At 70.0% G+C, this 17,061-nt stretch carries 14 protein-coding genes and 1 riboswitch; of the genes, 4 read left to right on the top strand and 10 right to left on the bottom strand.

Features of this window, described 5'->3' with window-relative positions:
• Positions 1 to 11: 11 nt before the first annotated feature.
• Together nagA and AC2D10_RS06265 are read right to left on the bottom strand one after the other, a co-directional pair.
• Entirely contained in the window at positions 12 to 1,184 is a 1,173-nt protein-coding gene (gene nagA / locus AC2D10_RS06270; RefSeq protein ID WP_484711154.1) for an N-acetylglucosamine-6-phosphate deacetylase, read from the bottom strand.
• Positions 1,181 to 2,701, bottom strand: a complete 1,521-nt coding sequence (locus AC2D10_RS06265; RefSeq protein WP_484711153.1) for a family 20 glycosylhydrolase — start codon at positions 2,699 to 2,701, stop codon at positions 1,181 to 1,183. Before AC2D10_RS06265 ends, nagA begins: the two co-directional genes overlap by 4 nt.
• Positions 2,702 to 2,754: 53 nt before the next feature.
• A riboswitch (ZMP/ZTP riboswitch) is annotated at positions 2,755 to 2,841 on the top strand.
• A gap of 47 nt (positions 2,842 to 2,888) precedes the next feature.
• Between AC2D10_RS06265 and glyA the strand changes: the two genes are divergently transcribed.
• Entirely contained in the window at positions 2,889 to 4,163 is a 1,275-nt protein-coding gene (gene glyA / locus AC2D10_RS06260) for a serine hydroxymethyltransferase (RefSeq protein WP_484711152.1), read from the top strand.
• A 177-nt stretch (positions 4,164 to 4,340) separates the two neighbouring features.
• Positions 4,341 to 5,225: a bifunctional methylenetetrahydrofolate dehydrogenase/methenyltetrahydrofolate cyclohydrolase gene (locus tag AC2D10_RS06255; RefSeq protein WP_484711151.1), complete on the top strand. Its 885-nt coding sequence runs from the start codon at positions 4,341 to 4,343 to the stop codon at positions 5,223 to 5,225.
• Positions 5,226 to 5,329: 104 nt separating this feature from the next.
• Here the strand turns inward: AC2D10_RS06255 and AC2D10_RS06250 are convergent, their stop codons facing one another.
• The 7 genes from AC2D10_RS06250 to AC2D10_RS06220 are packed head-to-tail and all read right to left on the bottom strand — an operon-like array spanning position 5,330 to position 12,588.
• Entirely contained in the window at positions 5,330 to 6,052 is a 723-nt protein-coding gene (locus AC2D10_RS06250) for a DUF6882 domain-containing protein (RefSeq protein WP_484711150.1), read from the bottom strand.
• A gap of 55 nt (positions 6,053 to 6,107) precedes the next feature.
• Entirely contained in the window at positions 6,108 to 6,908 is an 801-nt protein-coding gene (locus tag AC2D10_RS06245; protein WP_484711149.1) for an HpcH/HpaI aldolase family protein, read from the bottom strand.
• Positions 6,893 to 7,678 (bottom strand): fumarylacetoacetate hydrolase family protein, encoded by a 786-nt coding sequence (locus AC2D10_RS06240; protein WP_484711148.1) that lies wholly within the window; start codon positions 7,676 to 7,678, stop codon positions 6,893 to 6,895. Before AC2D10_RS06240 ends, AC2D10_RS06245 begins: the two co-directional genes overlap by 16 nt.
• Positions 7,679 to 7,692: 14 nt before the next feature.
• Positions 7,693 to 8,829 (bottom strand): 3,4-dihydroxyphenylacetate 2,3-dioxygenase, encoded by a 1,137-nt coding sequence (gene hpaD / locus AC2D10_RS06235; protein ID WP_484711147.1) that lies wholly within the window; start codon positions 8,827 to 8,829, stop codon positions 7,693 to 7,695.
• Positions 8,830 to 8,843: 14 nt separating this feature from the next.
• A complete protein-coding gene (gene hpaE / locus AC2D10_RS06230; protein ID WP_484711146.1) occupies positions 8,844 to 10,337 on the bottom strand; it encodes a 5-carboxymethyl-2-hydroxymuconate semialdehyde dehydrogenase in 1,494 nt (497 codons plus the stop codon).
• Complete coding sequence (locus tag AC2D10_RS06225; RefSeq protein WP_484711145.1) at positions 10,334 to 11,035, bottom strand: GntR family transcriptional regulator; 702 nt, start codon at positions 11,033 to 11,035, stop codon at positions 10,334 to 10,336. Before AC2D10_RS06225 ends, hpaE begins: the two co-directional genes overlap by 4 nt.
• Complete coding sequence (locus tag AC2D10_RS06220; RefSeq protein ID WP_484711144.1) at positions 11,032 to 12,588, bottom strand: fumarylacetoacetate hydrolase family protein; 1,557 nt, start codon at positions 12,586 to 12,588, stop codon at positions 11,032 to 11,034. Before AC2D10_RS06220 ends, AC2D10_RS06225 begins: the two co-directional genes overlap by 4 nt.
• A 142-nt stretch (positions 12,589 to 12,730) precedes the next feature.
• Between AC2D10_RS06220 and AC2D10_RS06215 the strand changes: the two genes are divergently transcribed.
• The gene (locus AC2D10_RS06215; protein WP_484711143.1) at positions 12,731 to 14,110 is read left to right on the top strand and encodes an MFS transporter; all 1,380 of its coding nucleotides are present in this window, start codon (positions 12,731 to 12,733) and stop codon (positions 14,108 to 14,110) included.
• Positions 14,111 to 14,293: 183 nt separating this feature from the next.
• Here AC2D10_RS06215 and AC2D10_RS06210 read toward each other — a convergent pair whose 3' ends face one another.
• The gene (locus AC2D10_RS06210; protein ID WP_484711142.1) at positions 14,294 to 14,998 is read right to left on the bottom strand and encodes an IclR family transcriptional regulator; all 705 of its coding nucleotides are present in this window, start codon (positions 14,996 to 14,998) and stop codon (positions 14,294 to 14,296) included.
• A 151-nt stretch (positions 14,999 to 15,149) separates the two neighbouring features.
• On the opposite strand from AC2D10_RS06210, the gene AC2D10_RS06205 reads away from it, so the two are divergent.
• Positions 15,150 to 17,027, top strand: coding sequence for an FAD-dependent monooxygenase (locus tag AC2D10_RS06205; protein ID WP_484711141.1), 1,878 nt, complete (start codon positions 15,150 to 15,152; stop codon positions 17,025 to 17,027).
• The last annotated feature ends 34 nt before the right edge of the window (positions 17,028 to 17,061 follow it).

Genomic DNA, 17,061 nt, shown 5'->3' with positions numbered 1-17,061 from the left:
GCGGGCGGGCCTCACGCAGAGAGGTGCCCTGCCTGCCATACGCGGACGACGCGCAGCTCGCCATCCAGCAGCACGGCGTCGCCGATGCGTCCGCCGCTCAGTCTTCCGAGCTGCGCGTCGAGGCCGATGGCCCGCGCCGGCGTCTCGGTCAGCGCCCGCACCGCGTCGGCGAGCGGCACCCCGGCGTGCACTGCGCGCTGCAGCGCGACGTCCTGCGTCAGGGTCGAACCGGCGATCGAACCGGTGTCATCGGCGCGCGCGATCCCTTCGGTGACCGTCACGCTGACCGCGCCGAGGTCGTAGTGCCCGTCGGCGCTGCCCGCGGCGGCCATGGCGTCGGTGACCAGGGCCACACGCCCGGGGGCGGTCGCGAACAGCAGCGCGATGATGTGCGGGTCGAGGTGCACGTCGTCGGCGATGGCCTCGAGCACCACGCGGTGGTCGGCCGCGGCGGCGAGGACGGGCCCCGGGGCGCGGTGGTGGATGCCGGGCATCGCGTTGAACGCGTGCGTGAGGATCGAGGCGCCTGCGGCGAACGCCGCGCGGGCGGTCTCGGCGTCGGCGTCGGTGTGCCCCACGGCGGCGGCAGCTCTGGAGGCGACGATCTGACGGATGGCGTCGAGTCCGCCCGGCAGCTCCGGTGCGATCGTGACCTGGCGGATGGTGCCGCGGCCGGCAGCGAGGAGTCCGGCGACGTCGCTCGCCACGGGGGTGCGCAGGAGCGACGGCTCGTGCGCACCGTGGTGGCCCGGATCGAGGAACGGCCCCTCCAAGTGCGAGCCGAGGATGTCGGCATCCGTCTCGGTGAGATCCGCGATCAGCGAGACGCTGCGGGCGAGGTCGTCGAGCGGTGCGGTCACGAGCGAGATGACGGCGCGCGTGGTGCCGTGCGATCGGTGCAGCGCACGCGCGGCGCGGATCGCGTCGACTCCGTCATCGAAGGAGAATCCCGCTCCGCCGTGTCCGTGGATGTCGACGAACCCGGGCGTCAGCAGGGCACCCGCGCCGGCGACCTCGGTGGCGTCGACGACCTCGTCGGCGGGCGCCCAGTCGGCCCCGGTTCCCCGCGCGACCACCAGGCCGTCTTCGATGCGGAGCCAGGCGTCGTCGACGATCTCGCCTGCATCGACGAGTCGGACGGAGTGGATCAGCAGGGATCCGGTGGCAGAGGAATGCACGGTCATCGCTCGCTCCAGGGAACATCGTCGGCGGGGTGGAAGTCGATCGACTCAGCCTTCCACAGCGGCGCGAGCGCTCCGAGCCGCGCGCGGAACGACTCCCACGTGCGCCCGGGTGCCCGCTGCGGCGACCAGGCGATCTCGGCCTGCGCGGCGGCCCGCGGGAAGACCAGCTGCTCGACCTCGCTGTAGGTGCGCGTCGTCTCGGACCACAGGGGCGCTTCGACGCCGAGGATCGCCGACTCGGGCACGTCGAGGATCGCGGTCGGCTCCCACTCGTAGGAGGAGCGCACATCGACGACGCCCGCCCACGTGAGCCCGAGCGGGAAGTCGGCCGTGTACTTCATGTCGAGGTACGCGGCGTCGGCGGGCGACATGATCAGCGCCCCGCCCCGCTCGACGAAGTGCGCAGCCTCGGTCGCGTGCGAGTCCTCGGGCGTGGTCTTGCCCCAGTACTGACCGATCGTGCCCTGCGCGATGTCGGCGGCCGCTCCCACCTCGTGCCACGCGACCGGCGTCTTGCCGGCATCCACGACGATCTGCGTCGCGCGCTCGACGAACAGGTCGAAGTCCGCCTGCGGGGTGCCGAGCGACTCGTCGCCGCCGATGTGCAGCCAGGCCCCGGGCGTCATCTCCGCGAGCTCACGCACCACGTCGGCCACGAACCCGTAGGTGCGCTCGTCGTGGATGCGCACGCTGGAGTGCCCGACGGCCCAGCCCTGATACGGCTCGCCGGCGATCGGAAGAGCCTCTCCGCGGCGCTCGGAGGCGGTGATCAGCGCGTCGCTCAGCACCGGATCCTCGACGAGCTCGGGATAGGCGACGCCGATCGCGTGCGTGTGCCCCGGCAGATCGATCTCGGGGATCAGCACCATGTGATGCGCGGCGGCGTAGTCGACCAGTTCGCGATAGTCGTCCTTCGTGTAGAAGCCGCCCGGCGCTCCGTCGACCGCGGTCGACGAGGCGCGCTCGGTGAGCAGCGGCCACGAGTCGATGTGCACCCGCCACCCCTGGTCGTCGCTGAGGTGCAGGTGCAGGCGGTTGAACTTGAGTGCGCTCGTGGCGTCGATGAACTTCTTGACCTCGTCGACGCCGAAGAAGTGGCGCACCACGTCGAGCATCACACCGCGATGGACGAAGCGGGGGCTGTCGCTGATCTCGGCGTGCAGGATGCCCCAGCCGTCGTCGTCCTCGCGCAGCAGCTGGCGCAGCGTCTGCACGCCGTAGAAGAGGCCGGCCTCGTCGGCGCCGGTGATCTCGACGTGCTCGGCGACGCGCAGTGTGTAGCTCTCGGATGGGCCTGCGGCGGGATCGATCCGCAGCGCGATGTCGCCCGCGGTGGGGTCGCCGTCGATGGTGGAGGCGACGGCGATGCCGCTGCGCGCGGCGATGGCGTCGGTGAGGTGCGCCACCACGGGGGAGACGCCGAGCACGCGCGACGTCGCGCCGAGCAGCATCCGTCCCTCTCCGGCGACGGCGTCGGAGGGGAGGGGAACGAGAGGGAGGGAATGGGGAAGGACCATGAACAAAACCTACCTCGCGCATCGCCTGGTGCGCAGGGGAAATCCACTATGCTCGTAACCGTCGCGACTGGCGTCTGGGTGGGCTACCACCGGGGAGCGGCTGACCACGGAAAATTCGACCGCGCGCCTGGGCCGATCGGTACACCCTTCGAATCCGTCGAATCCGTCGTCAGAGGAGCTTGTCATCATGACCGACCGTTACTTCCACGCCCCGCTCTCCGAGGTCGATCCCGAGATCGCCCAGGTTCTGGATCGCGAACTCGCGCGCCAGCAGACGTTCCTCGAGATGATCGCATCCGAGAACTTCGTTCCCGTCTCGATCCTGCAGGCGCAGGGCTCGGTGCTCACCAACAAGTACGCCGAGGGCTACCCCGGACGCCGCTACTACGGCGGCTGCGAAGAGGTCGACGTCGCCGAGGAACTGGCGATCGAGCGGGCCAAGAGCCTGTTCGGCTCGGAGTTCGCCAACGTCCAGCCGCACTCGGGCGCCTCGGCCAACGCCGCCGTCCTGCACGCGATCGCCCGGCCCGGCGACACGCTGCTCGGGCTGTCGCTCGACCAGGGCGGTCACCTGACGCACGGCATGAAGATCAACTTCTCGGGTCGTCTGTACAACATCGTCGCCTACGGCGTGAACCCCGAGACGTCGATCATCGACATGGACGAGGTGCGTCGCCTCGCGATCGAGCACAAGCCGAAGGTCATCATCGCCGGCTGGTCGGCCTACCCCCGCACGCTCGACTTCGCCGCGTTCCGCGCGATCGCCGACGAGGTGGGCGCGCTGCTCTGGGTCGACATGGCGCACTTCGCCGGTCTGGTCGCCGCCGGCCTGCACCCGAACCCCGTGCCGCACGCGCACGTCGTCTCGTCGACCGTGCACAAGACGATCGGCGGCCCGCGCTCGGGCTTCATCCTGACCAACGACGCCGACCTCGCCAAGAAGATCAACACGGCCGTGTTCCCGGGACAGCAGGGCGGCCCCCTCATGCACGTGATCGCCGCGAAGGCGACCGCGTTCAAGCTCGCCGCCACTCCCGAGTTCAAGGAGCGCCAGGAGCGCACCCTGCGCGGTGCCGCTCTGATCGCCGAGCGTCTGTCGCAGCAGGACGTCGCCGACGCCGGCATCGCCGTGCGCTCGGGCGGCACCGAGGTGCACCTGGTGCTGGTCGACCTGCGTGACGCCGAGATCGACGGCAAGCAGGCCGAAGACCTGCTGCACGACATCCACATCACCGTGAACCGCAACGCGGTCCCCAACGACCCGCGCCCGCCGATGGTCACCTCGGGTCTGCGCATCGGCACGCCCGCGCTCGCCACGCGCGGATTCGGCGACGCCGAGTTCACCGAGGTCGCCGACATCATCGCGCTCGCTCTGATCCCCGGGGCCGACGTCGAGACGCTCCGTGCTCGCGTCGACACGCTCGCCGCAGCCTTCCCCCTGTACCCCGACCTGCAGCAGTAACCCGCGCGCGCCGCGCCGCGCCGCGCCGCGCCGCGCCGCGCGCGCCGCGCCCGCACCCAGCCCCCTCCCGCTCGCCGAGTGCACGGGATGCTGCCGAGCGCACGGCTTTCCGACGCGAACAAGCCGTGCACTCGACGGGATGCCGTGCACTCGCGTGACGACCGAAGGAAGAAAGACATGACTGCGAAGATCCTCGACGGCAAGGCGGCTGCGGCCGAGATCAAGGCCGAGCTCACCGAACGCGTCGCGGCGCTGAAGGCACAGGGCATCACGCCCGGTATCGCGACCGTGCTGGTGGGCGCAGACCCGGCGTCGCAGCTGTACGTCGGCATGAAGCACCGGCAGTCCGAGGCCGTCGGCATGAACTCGATCCAGCGCGAGCTGCCGGCCGATGCGACTCAGGCCGACGTCGAGGCGCTGATCGACGAGCTGAACGCGGACCCGGACTGCCACGGCTACATCGTGCAGCTGCCGCTGCCGAAGCACATCGACACGGACGCGATCCTCGAGCGCATCGACCCGGCGAAGGATGCCGACGGACTGCACCCGACGAACCTCGGTCGTCTCGTGCTGAACGTCAACAGCCCGATCCACACGCCTCTGCCGTGCACCCCGCGCGGCGTGATCGAGCTGCTGCTGCGCAACGACTACGACCTCAAGGGCACGCATGTGGTCGTGGTCGGCCGCGGAGTGACGATCGGTCGCTCGATCGGCCTGCTGCTCACCCGCCGCGACCTCAACGCCACGGTCACGCTCACGCACACCGGGACGGTCGACATGGGCCGCTACCTGCGCGAGGCCGATGTGATCGTCGCCGCAGCAGGCGTCAAGCACCTGATCCGTGCCGAAGACGTGAAGCCGGGCGCCGCCGTGCTCGATGTCGGAGTGACGCGCGAGACCGACCCGGAGACGGGCAAGAACCTCGTCTTCGGCGACGTGCACCCCGACGTGGCCGAGGTCGCCGGCTTCCTCTCGCCGAATCCCGGCGGTGTGGGCCCGATGACGGTCGCGCTGCTCATGACGAACGTGGTCGAGGCCGCCGAACGTCTGGCTGCCGGCTGAACGTCTGACGCTTCGCTCCGGGGAGCGCCGTCACGAAAAAGCACCCGTCCCTCTGAGGGGCGGGTGCTTTTTCCGACCGGAACGGGGCTCCGGGAGAATGCGGGTCAGGCCGGGGCGGCGAGGGAGCTCTCGATGCCGGCGATGCGCGCCTGGTCGTCGAAGCGGAACGTCGCGGATCCGGACGAGTCGACCACGGTCGCGCCGCTGAAGGACTCGTCGGTCCAGGTGAGGGTCCAGTTCGCCAGACGCGCGAGATCCCACACTGAGGTACGGGCATCCGGCAGGGTCAGGGTCGCGAGCACGCGCGGCAGCGCGGTGACGGCATCCGACACCGTCAGCGGACGCAGCGGGGCGTCGAGCAGGAACACCGCGCGGGTTCCGCCGCCCACCGGCGCCGAGTAGTAGGGAGACCGGCCGCTGAGCTCGACCGCGACGCCGCCGATCGTGTGGGCGGCCCGGGCGATCCAGTCCTCGTCGGCCGCGCTGTCGGCGGGGAACGGGACCTCGGCGGTGGTGAGTTCGGCGATGCCGTGCTCGGTGCCGTACGCGTGCAGCTGACCGGCCACGCCCTGCGGATCGCCCTGCGGGTGGGCCCAGGCCCACAGCAGCGAGCGGGGGCCGGGCGCGATCGTCGCGATCAGATGCGCGCGAGCGACCAGCTGACGCGACGGGTCGGCGTTCGCCGTGAAGGTGAGGGTGCCTGCCGTCATATCGGCGTCCCACCGGTGCTCGCCCAGCGCGTCCGCCGCGGAGGCGAGGGCGTCCTGGCGGAGTGCGGTGAACAGGGCGGCACGGTCGGCGAGGGGCTGGAGCGCGGCGAAGGTCATGGTGACAGTCTCGCCCGGATTGCTATGAATGCGCCACTGGTGACAGCACCGAGGTTCAGTAGCTGGCGCGTCGTGCGGCGTCGTCGCCGATGAAACGCGTGGCGAGGGCTTCGGAGGCGCGAGCGAGCAGAGCCACGTCGGCTCCGACCGCCACGAAGCGCGCACCGGCGGCGAGGTACGCGTCGGCCGCGGTCGGATCGAACGCGTTGACCCCGACCGGAACGCCCGCGGCCGTGACCGCGGCGAACACGCGCTGCACGGCGGCGGTGACCTCGGGGTGCGTCTGCTGGCCGAGCAGGCCCATCGACGCCGACAGGTCGGACGGCCCGACGAACACGGCATCCACCCCGTCGACGGCGGCGATCTCGGCCGCGGCCTCGACACCCGCGGCGGTCTCGATCTGCACGGTGAGAGAGGTGTGCGCCGCAGACTCCTGCAGGTACCGGTCGACGCGGTTCCAGCGGGCGCTGCGCGCGAGCGCGCTGCCCACACCGCGCACGCCCTGCGGAGGGTAGCGGGTCGCGGCGACTGCTGCCCGCGCCTCGTCGGCGGAGGAGACCATGGGCACGATCAGGTTCTGCGCCCCCAGATCGAGCACCTGCTTGATCGCCACCGGGTCGTTCGCCGGCACGCGCACCACGGGGGTGATCGGATACGCGGCGACGACCTGCAGCTGCACCAGCACCGACTCCAGCGTGTTCGCCGAGTGCTCCATGTCGATGAGCAGCCAGTCGAGCCCCGAGCCCGCCGCGACCTCGGTGACCAGCGGGCTGCCCGAGCACGCCCACATGCCCACGAGCGGTCGATCGGATTCCGCGAGGCGGTCTCGGAAGGACGGGTCTAGACGAAGCGGCATGTGATGGTTCCCATCGGTCCGAAGTCGCACAGCACCTGGTCGCCGCGCGACACCCACATCGGGCGTGTGAATGATCCTGCCAGGATGATCTCGCCCGCCTCGAGGCGCGCGCCGTGCTGATGGAACTTGTTCGCGAGCCACGCGACCCCGGTCGCCGGGTGACCCAGCACTCCGGCTGCCACCCCGGTCTCCTCGATCTCGCCGTTGCGCGACAGCACCCCCGGCACCCATCGCAGGTCGATCTCGTCGGGCCGCTTGTGCACGTCGCCCAGGACCATCCCGCCGTAGGCCGCGTTGTCGCTGATCGTGTCGACGATGGTGCGGCCCTCCAGCTCGATGTGCGAGTTGAGGACCTCGAGGGCGGGGACGGCGTAGTCGATCGCAGCGAGGGCGTCGTCGAGCGTGCAGTCGGGGCCCTCGAGAGGGTGCTTCAGCACGAATGCCAGCTCGACCTCGATGCGCACGTTCGAGAAGTGGTCGACCGGGATCTCCGCCCCCGACGGGTACACCGTGTCGTCAAACATCACGCCGTAGTCCGGCTCGGTGATGCCCGTGGCCTGCTGCATCGCCTTGGACGTCAGCCCGATCTTGCGACCGACGAGGCGGCGCCCCGCGGCGATCTGCGTGTCGCGCCACAGCCCCTGGATCGCGTACGAGTCCTCGATCGTCGCCTCGGGGAAGCGTGCCGTGATGCGCGGGATCACCCCGTGCGTCCGGTCGGCCTCCGCGAGCTCGGCGGCGATCTGCGTGATGGTCTCTTCGGACAGCATCCGTCACTCCTCCTCTAGAGCTGGTTGCCCAGCTTCTTCTCGCCCTCGTCGGCGCGCGTGTACGAGAATCCGTCGGCGCCGATGGTCACCGCCATCTCGCTCGAATCCGTGCGGGCGACGACGGGCTGCGGGTTGCCGTCGAGGTCGAGCACGAGCGACGCGTCGGTGTACCAGGACGGCACGACGGGGTTGCCCCACCAGTCGCGGCGCTGGTTGTCGTGGACGTCCCAGGTGATCACGGGGTTGTCGGGGTCGCCGGTGTAGTAGTCCTGCGTGTACACCTCGACGCGGTGGCCGTCGGGGTCGCGCAGGTACAGGTAGAACGCGTTGCTGACGCCGTGGCGGCCGGGGCCGCGCTCGATCGAGTCGGAGCGACGCAGGGCGCCGAGCTTGTCGCAGATGGCGAGGATGTTGTGCTTCTCATGCGTCGCGAAGCACACGTGGTGCATGCGGGGGCCGTCGCCGCCGGTCATCGCGGTGTCGTGCACGGTCGGCTTGCGGCGCATCCACGCCGCGTACACGGTGCCCTCGTCGTCCTGGATGTCCTCGGTAACGCGGAAGCCCAGGTCCTGCATGAACGCGACCGCGCGCGGCACGTCGGGGGTCACCTGGTTGAAGTGGTCCAGACGCACCAGCTCGCCCGGGATGTGCAGGTCGTAGCGCCACGACATGCGCTCGACGTGATCGGCCTGGAAGAAGAACTCGTACGGGAAGCCGAGCGGGTCGACCACGCGCACCGAGTCTCCGATGCCCTTCACGAACCCGTTCTCGGCGCGGCGCACGTCGCAACCCAGCTCGGTGTAGAACGCGACGGCGCGGTCGAGGTCCTCGGGCGTGCGGACGCGATACGAGAACGCGGCGACCGCGGCGATCGGTCCGGTGCGCAGCACGAGGTTGTGGTGGATGAACTCCTCGGTCGAGCGCAGGTAGATCGCCTCGTCGTCCTCCTCGGTCACGTACAGGCCGAGGATGTCGACGTAGAACTGCCGCGACGCGGCCAGGTCGGTCACCACGAGCTCCATGTATGCGCAGCGCAGGATGTCGGGCGGGGTGGCCTCGGGGGTCGCGACCGGGTTGCCGGTGCGGATCGGGGCCTCCTGCGACACGTAGTAGCCGGCGGAGGTCAGGGTCATGTCGTCGCGGTGGGTCATGTCAGCGTCCTTGCTTACTTGCCGAAGGTCGGGTTGTGGGCCGGGCCGAGCGTGATGTGCACGCTCTGCTGGTCGGTGTAGAAGTCGATCGAGCGGTAGCCGCCCTCGTGGCCGAGGCCCGACGCCTTCACGCCGCCGAACGGGGTGCGCAGGTCGCGCACGTTGTTGCTGTTCAGCCACACCATGCCGGCCTCGACGGACTGGGCGAAGTTGTGAGCGCGCTTGAGGTCGTTGGTCCAGATGTAGGCCGCGAGTCCGTACTTCGTGTTGTTCGCGAGCGACAGCGCCTCATCGTCGGAGTCGAACGGGGTGATCGACACGACGGGGCCGAAGATCTCCTCCTGGAAGATCCGCGCGTCGGGGGAGACATCGGCGAAGACCGTCGGGGCGACGAAGTTGCCCTCGTCGAAGCCCTCGGGGCGCCCGCCGCCGGCGACGAGCCGGCCCTCGGTCTTGCCGATCTCGACGTAGCTCATGACCTTGTCGTAGTGCTCGGGGTGCACCAGAGCGCCGACCTCGGTCTCGGGGTCGTGCGGGAATCCGACCTTCACGCGCTTCGCCTGCGCGGCGTAGCGCTCGACGAACTCCTCGTAGACGGAGCGCTCGACGAGGATGCGCGAGCCTGCCGTGCAGCGCTCGCCGTTCAGCGAGAACACGCCGAAGATCGTGGCGTCGACGGCCGCCTCGAGGTCGGCGTCGGCGAAGACGACCGCGGGGGACTTGCCGCCGAGCTCCATCGACAGACCCTTGAGGAACGGTGCGGCGTTGCCGAAGATGATCTGCCCGGTGCGGCTCTCGCCCGTGAACGAGATGAGCGGCACGTCGGGATGCTTCACCAGGGCGTCGCCGGCGTCTTCTCCGAGTCCGTTGACGAGGTTGAACACGCCCTTCGGGAGACCGGCCTCTTCGAAGATGCCCGCCCACAGCGAGGCGGAGAGCGGCGTGAACTCGGCAGGCTTCAGCACGACCGTGTTGCCGGTGGCGAGGGCCGGGCCGAGCTTCCACGACTCGAGCATGAACGGCGTGTTCCACGGGGTGATGAGCCCGGCCACGCCGATCGGCTTGCGGTTGACGTAGTTCATCTGGCGGCCGGGCACCTTGAACGCGTCGTCGGACTGCGCCACGATCAGGTCGGCGAAGAAGCGGAAGTTCTCGGCCGCACGACGTGCCTGGCCCAGCGCCTGCGTGATGGGGAGGCCGGAGTCGTAGGACTCGAGTTCGGCGAGACGCGCGTCGCGGGACTCGACCAGGTCGGCGATGCGGTGCAGCACGCGCGAGCGCTCGCGCGGCAGCATCCGGGGCCACGGCCCCTCCTCGAACGCGCGCGTGGCGGCGGCCACGGCGAGATCGATGTCGGCCTTCTTGCCGGCGGCGGCCGTGGTGTAGGTCTTGTTGGTCACCGGGTCGAGCACGTCGAACGTGTCGCCGTCGACCGAGTCGACGAAGGCGCCGTCGATGTAGTGCTGGATGTGGTCAGGAAGATCGGCGGGGATGCGCGAGTCGGTCATGATGCTTCTCCATGGGTTCGGTGGGAACGGGCGTGCAGCGCGTCGAGGAAGGCGTCCCTCGTGCGCAGACGGTGGTTGCGGGCGGCGAACTCGATCTCGAGCGGGTCGGCCCCGTCGCGGATGAGCTGCAGGATCTGGGTGTGCTCCTCGACCGAGTGCTGCGCGCGGCCGGGGACGTAGGCGAAGGTCGAGTCGCGGATGCCGGAGAGGCGCGACCATCCGCGGTGCACCAGGTCGAGCAGCTGCGGATTCGGGCACGGCTCGAACAGGATCGAGTGGAAGCGGCGGTTCAGCTCGGTGAAGGCGTGCGCGTCGAGATCGCCCAGCATGCGGGTCATCTTCTCGTTCACCTCTTCTGCGGCGGCGAGTGCCTGCGCGTCGAGCAGGGGAGCGGAGAGGGCGGTCGCGGCGCCCTCGACGAGTCCGAGCGTCATCATCGTGTCGGCGTATTCGCTCTCATCGACCAGGGTGACGCGGGCGCCGACGTTGCGCTCGAACGTGACCAGCCCCTCGGCCTCGAGCCGGCGGATCGCCTCGCGCACGGGCACGACGCTCATGCTCAGCTCTTCGGCCAGGGATCCGAGCACCAGCCGGTATCCGGGCCCGAACGCGTGACTGGAGATGCGCGAACGGATCCAGGCGTACGCCTGCTCGGACTTGCTCGTGGTGGCCGGGATGCTGGTGGCCGGCGTGCTCACTGGGGAGCGCCCTTCGTCTCGTCGCTGCGCTCCTCGCTCAGGGAGCGGGCGTACCGTGCGCGCCACTCCTCATTCAACGGGAACAGTCCGTCGACGGGGTGCCCGGCGGCGACCTGCTCGGCGATCCAGGCATCCTCGATCTCTTGGGCGACGGCGGCCGTCGCGACCTCCTCGGCCAGCGACGGCGGGATGACGATCACGCCATCGTTGTCGCCCACGATGATGTCTCCGGGCTGCACGGCGGCGCCGCCGCACGAGATGGTGACGTCGACGTCCCACGGCACGTGCTTGCGCCCGAGCACCGAGGGGTGCGCGCCCTGCGAGAAGACGGGCAGGCCGATCGCGGCGACGGCGTCGAAGTCGCGCACGCCGCCGTCGGTGACCACGCCGGCCGCCCCGCGGACCTGGGCGCGCAGAGCGAGGATGTCGCCGAGGGTGCCGGTCGTGGCATCGCCGCGCGCCTCGATCACGATGATCTCGCCCTCGGCGACCGCGTCGAAGGCCCGCTTCTGCGCGTTGTACCCGCCGCCGTGGGCCGCGAAGAGGTCTTCACGGAAGGGGACGAAGCGCAGCGTCTTCGCCGTGCCGACGATCTTGGTGCCGGCGATGTTCGCCGAGACGCCGTCGATGAAGCACGAGTGATGCCCGCGCTTGCGCAGCTGGGCGGAGAGCCCGGCGGTCGGCGCCTCGAGGAGCTTCGCGCGGAGCTCGGGCGAGAGTGCTGCTGCCCTCGGCGCTGAGGGGTCAGAAACAGTCGCGAGCGGGGGCGCGGATGCGGCGGATTGTGACTTCTCAGCGGGGTCAGGCGCGAGCCCGGCCTCTTCGCGCGAACCCCAGGCCTCGGTGCGCTGCAGATCATCGACGGCGGGGAGCGACCCGATCGAGGCGTCGAAGGGGACCTCACCCTGCGTGACGGTCGTGACCAGGCGTCCGGACGAGGGCGCGCCCGCGGCATCCGGAGCATCGACCTCGACCTCGACGACGTCGCCCGGCACGATGACCGACGACCCCGCCGGGGTTCCGGTGAGGATCACGTCGCCCGGCTCGAGCGTGAAGTGCTGCGACAGGTCGGCCACGAGCTGGGCGAGCGGGAAGATCAGGCCGGCCGTGGTGTCGTCCTGCCGAAGCTCTCCGTTGACCCAGGTGCGCACGCGCAGGGCCGCGGGGTCGACGGTGCGTGCATCGATCAGCTCGGGTCCGAGCGGGGTGTAGCCGTCGCCGCCCTTGGAGCGAACGTTCGAGCCCTTGTCGTTCGCGCGCAGGTCGTACAGGCCGAGGTCGTTCGAGGCCGTGACGGATGCCACGTGCGACCAGGCGTCCGACACCGGCACCCGGCGCGCGGGGGTGCCGATCACGAGTGCGATCTCGCCCTCGAACGCCAGCAGCTCGGTGCCGGCGGGGCGTTCGACCGTTCCGCCGGAGACGCCGACCGAACTGGCCGGCTTGAAGAAGTAGGAGGGAGCGGCGGGGCGTCGGCCGCGCTGGTCGGCACGGGAGGCATAGCTCAGGTGGATCGCGATGATCTTGCCGGGGCGGGCGATGGGATCCGTCACGGGGCGCCTCCTCGCGCTGTCGTCGACGCCTTGTGCGTCGTATTCGAAATCATATATCATCGGTTCATCCCTCGGCAAGCACTCCGGATTCACGTCCGTGCAGGCCGTGACAATGCAGTCACAATCAAAAGGAGACAACCCCATGAGCGGGCAGTCACAGGCGGGATTCACTCCCACCGGCACCATCGCGACAGCGGCTGATCGGCGCCGCGTCGTCTTCGCCACCGTCGTCGGGACCACGGTCGAGTGGTACGACTTCTTCATCTACGCCACGGCCGTCGGGCTCGTGTTCGGTCAGCTGTTCTTCGCGCCGCTGGGCGCCGACAGTGCACTCATCGCGTTCGCGACCGTGGGCGTGAGCTTCCTGTTCCGACCTCTCGGTGCGTTCCTCGCCGGTCACCTCGGCGACAAGCTCGGCCGCAAGACCGTGCTGATGTGGACGCTGATCCTGATGGGTGCGGCCACCGCGCTCATCGGTGTGCTGCCCACGTACGAGTCGATCGGCATCGCCGCGCCGATCCTGCTCGTGCTGCTGCGCATCCTGCAGGGAATCTCGGCCGGTGGAGAGTGGGGCGGCGCGGTGCTGATGGCCGTCGAGCACGCCCCGCGCCACAAGCGCGGCATCTTCGGCGCCTCGCCGCAGATCGGCGTGCCGCTGGGCCTGCTGCTCGCGTCGGGCGTGATGGCGCTGATGACCGCGATCGCCCCCGGGGATCAGTTCCTCGAATGGGGATGGCGCGTCCCGTTCCTGCTCAGCGTCGTGCTGATCCTCGTCGGCTATTACGTGCGCCGCAAGGTCGAGGAGAGCCCCGTCTTCACCGAGCTGGCCGCGCGCAAGGAGAAGGCGCGCATGCCGATCGTGCAGCTGTTCCGCAAGCACGCGCTGCTCGTGATCATCGCCGCGTTCGTGTTCGCCGGCAACAACGCCGTCGGCTACATGACCACCGGCGGATACATCCAGAACTACGCCACCAACCCTGAGGGCCCGATCGGACTCGAGCGCGGACCCGTGCTGTGGGCCGTCGCAGGATCCGCCGTCACCTGGCTCATCACGACACTGATCGCCGGGTGGATCTGCGACCGCATCGGTCGTCGCACGACCTACATCATCGGCTGGGTGATGCAGCTCGTCGGCGTGTTCACGCTGTTCCCGCTGGTGAACACAGGAGAGATCGGACTGCTGTTCGCGGGGCTCGCGATCCTGACGATCGGCCTCGGCTTCACGTACGGCCCGCAGGCGGCGCTGTACACGGAACTCTTCCCGGCCAGCATCCGCTTCTCGGGCGTCTCGATCTCGTACGCGATCGGCGCCATCGCGGGTGGCGCGTTCGCTCCGACCATCGCCACGGCCATCGTGCAGGCGACCGGGTCGACGCAGGCCGTCACCTGGTACCTGGCCGGCATGACGCTGCTCGGCCTCGTCGCGACGCTGCTGCTGCGTGACCGCTCCGGCATTCCGCTCGGACCGGACCACGAGGACGAGCAGTCAGCCAGCCCGATCCGGGGGCTGGCGAAGGCCTGACGCCGGTTCGTTGCGTTCCGGTCGCACTTCGTGTCGCTCGCCCTGTTCCGGTCGCAGTTCCTGTCGCTCCTCGGCTCGCCGAACGGCATGAACTGCGACCGGAACGCGGGTGCGACGGCATGAACTGCGACCGGAACGCGACTGCGACCGGAACGCGCGTGCGACCGGAACGCGCGTGCGCGGCTAGCCGTCGAGGGCGTCGCGGATGACGGATGCCGAGTGCTGCAGGCGTTCGGCGATCGCGGCGTCGTCGAGTTCGGTCGCCACATGCACCACGGCGATCGCGGCGGGGCGATGGCCGCGCAGCGTCAGCGACACGGCCACGGACTGCACGGTCGGGATCACCTCGTCGTGGCTGGTCGCATAGCCACGGGTCCGGGTGGTCGCTACGTCGGCTCGCAGGGCGGCGGAGGCGTCGGCCGGCCATTCCGCGGGTGCGAGCTGCGCGAGGATCGCCTTGCCCGGCGCGCCCACGGTGACCGGATGCCGCGCACCCGGCCGCTGCGCCACGCTGGCCACCGCATGGCGGGGCTCTACGCTCACGAGGGTGATGCACTCCTCGGCGTCGAGCACGGCGAGGAAGCACGTCATGCCCAGCTCGTTCGCGATGGCGGTCAGCTCGGGCAGTGCTTCGGCCTGCAGATCGTGCGCGACCCCGGCGGCGAGGGCGGCCATGCGGGCGGCGAGGCTGACCGCGCCGGCGGCGTCGCGCCCGATCAGCCCGTGGTCTTCGAGGGTGCGCAGCAGGCGGTAGGCGATCGAGCGGTGCACCCCGAGTCGGGCGGCGATCTCGTCGATCGCGAGCGGCCGACGCGCGTCGGTCAGGATCTCGAGGATCCGGATGCCGCGGCTCAGCGTCTGCGAGGCCGGGGAAGAGGCGTCGGGCATGGGCTCCCTCGTGTTCCGCGCGGGTCGCGCGCTTGTGTTCCGCGAACGGCGCGCTTACGATGTGTTCAATAGTAGAACGGTGTGTTCGAATATAGAACACGCGTTCACGCGGCGCAAGCCCGACGATGACGTCCGGAAGGAATCGACGACGATGCAGTTCCACCACCACGGCTATGTCTCCGGGGACCCTCGTGTGAAGGATGCCGCTGGCACCGGGATCAACCGGCCCGCCGAGCTTCCCGACACCGTCGACGTCCTGATCGTCGGATCCGGTCCCGCCGGCATGCTGCTGGCGGCGCAGATGTCGCAGTACCCCGGCGTCACCACGCGGCTGATCGAGCGCCGCACGGAACGCCTCGAGCTGGGGCAGGCCGACGGCATCCAGCCGCGCAGCGTCGAGACCTTCCAGGCGTTCGGGTTCGCCGAGCGCATCATCGCCGAGGCGTACAACATCGGCTGGATGAACTTCTGGGGACCCGACCCCGAGAACCCGCGCAACATCGTGCGCACCACCCGCACCGCGGACTACGCGTACGACATCTGCGAGTTCCCGCATCTGATCGTGAACCAGGCGCGGGTCCTCGACTACTTCGCCGAGGCCGCCGTCGACGGGCCGGCGCGGATCGTCCCGGACTACGGCGTCGAGTTCGTCGGCCTCACCGTGCACGACGACGGCGAGTACCCGGTCGAGGTGCGTGTGCGGCATGTGGCGGGGGAGCGCGCGGGCGAGGAGCGCACCATCCGGGCGAAGTACGTGGCGGGGTGCGACGGGGCACGCAGCGGGGTGCGCCAGGCGATCGGACGCACGCACGTCGGGGCGAGCGCCGCGCACGCCTGGGGCGTCATGGACGTGCTCGTCAACACGGACTTCCCGGACTGGCGCACCAAGTGCGCCATCAACTCGCAGGCGGGCAACATCCTGCACATCCCTCGCGAGGGCGGCTACCTCAGCCGCGTCTACGTCGACCTGGGAGAGGTCGCGGACGACGACGACCACCGGGTGCGCCAGACGCCGATCGAGGACGTCATCCGCAAGGCGAACGAGATCCTGCATCCCTACACGCTGGACGTGAAGGAGATCGCCTGGCACAGCGTGTACGAGGTGGGGCACCGGGTGACCGACGGCTTCGACGACGTTCCCGACGGCGTGGACCGGACGCCCCGCGTGTTCCTCACCGGCGACGCCTGCCACACGCACAGCGCCAAGGCCGGCCAGGGCATGAACGTGTCGATGCAGGACGGGTTCAACCTCGGATGGAAGCTCGGGTCGGTGCTGACCGGACGCGCTCCCGAGGCGCTGCTGGCGACGTACGGAGCCGAGCGGCGTCCGGTCGCGCAGCAGCTCATCGACTTTGACCGCGAGTGGTCCACGCTGATGGCGCGCAAGCCCGAGGAGATCTCGGATCCCACCGACCTCGCCACGTACTACCTGGCGACCGCGGAGTTCCCGTCGGGATTCATGACGCAGTACACGTCGTCGATGATCACCGGGTCGGACGCGCACCAGCAGCTCGCGATCGGATACCCGCTGGGCAAGCGTTTCAAGTCGGCGGAGGTCGTGCGGGTGGGCGACGGCAATGTGATCCACCTGGGGCATCATGCGAAGGCGGACGGACGCTGGCGCGTGTACGCGTTCGGTGATCGGACGGGAGAGGCGCTCGCCGCCTGGGCGGCCGCGGTCGACCCCGTGCTGGCGCGCTTCACCCCGGTGGATGCCGACACCGACTCGGTCTTCGATGTGAAGGCCGTGTACCAGCAGCCGTTCGAGGAGCTCGAGGTGACATCGGCGCCGGCGCTGTTCCAGCCGAAGACGGGTCCGCTCGGGCTGACCGACTGGGAGAAGGTGTACGCGGCGGGGCCGAGCAAGTGGACCACGACCGACATCTTCGCGGCGCGCGAGCTGTCGCGTGACGGCGTGGTGATCGTGGTGCGGCCGGATCAGTACGTCGCCGCGATCCTGCCGCTCGACGGCGCCGGGGCGAGCGAGCTGGCCGAGTTCTTCGCGGGAGCGCTGCTGCCGGCGCGATGACAGTTCTGCTGCCGGCGCGATGCCCGTTGAGGTG

It is taken from the genome of Microbacterium sp. PI-SA-G, from assembly GCF_057215335.1.
This window is presented reverse-complemented; position numbering and strand designations above follow the sequence as displayed.

Excerpts from the sequence above, each read along its gene's own strand:
- AC2D10_RS06240 (WP_484711148.1), bottom strand. The coding sequence starts at position 7,678 with ATGCTGTCCGAAGAGACCATCACGCAGATCGCCGCCGAGCTCGCGGAG.
- glyA (WP_484711152.1), top strand. The coding sequence starts at position 2,889 with ATGACCGACCGTTACTTCCACGCCCCGCTCTCCGAGGTCGATCCCGAG.
- AC2D10_RS06255 (WP_484711151.1), top strand. The coding sequence starts at position 4,341 with ATGACTGCGAAGATCCTCGACGGCAAGGCGGCTGCGGCCGAGATCAAG.
- AC2D10_RS06245 (WP_484711149.1), bottom strand. The coding sequence starts at position 6,908 with ATGCCGCTTCGTCTAGACCCGTCCTTCCGAGACCGCCTCGCGGAATCC.
- AC2D10_RS06250 (WP_484711150.1), bottom strand. The coding sequence starts at position 6,052 with ATGACCTTCGCCGCGCTCCAGCCCCTCGCCGACCGTGCCGCCCTGTTC.
- nagA (WP_484711154.1), bottom strand. The coding sequence starts at position 1,184 with ATGACCGTGCATTCCTCTGCCACCGGATCCCTGCTGATCCACTCCGTC.
- hpaD (WP_484711147.1), bottom strand. The coding sequence starts at position 8,829 with ATGACCCACCGCGACGACATGACCCTGACCTCCGCCGGCTACTACGTG.
- AC2D10_RS06210 (WP_484711142.1), bottom strand. The coding sequence starts at position 14,998 with ATGCCCGACGCCTCTTCCCCGGCCTCGCAGACGCTGAGCCGCGGCATC.
- AC2D10_RS06205 (WP_484711141.1), top strand. The coding sequence starts at position 15,150 with ATGCAGTTCCACCACCACGGCTATGTCTCCGGGGACCCTCGTGTGAAG.
- hpaE (WP_484711146.1), bottom strand. The coding sequence starts at position 10,337 with ATGACCGACTCGCGCATCCCCGCCGATCTTCCTGACCACATCCAGCAC.
- AC2D10_RS06265 (WP_484711153.1), bottom strand. The coding sequence starts at position 2,701 with ATGGTCCTTCCCCATTCCCTCCCTCTCGTTCCCCTCCCCTCCGACGCC.
- AC2D10_RS06215 (WP_484711143.1), top strand. The coding sequence starts at position 12,731 with ATGAGCGGGCAGTCACAGGCGGGATTCACTCCCACCGGCACCATCGCG.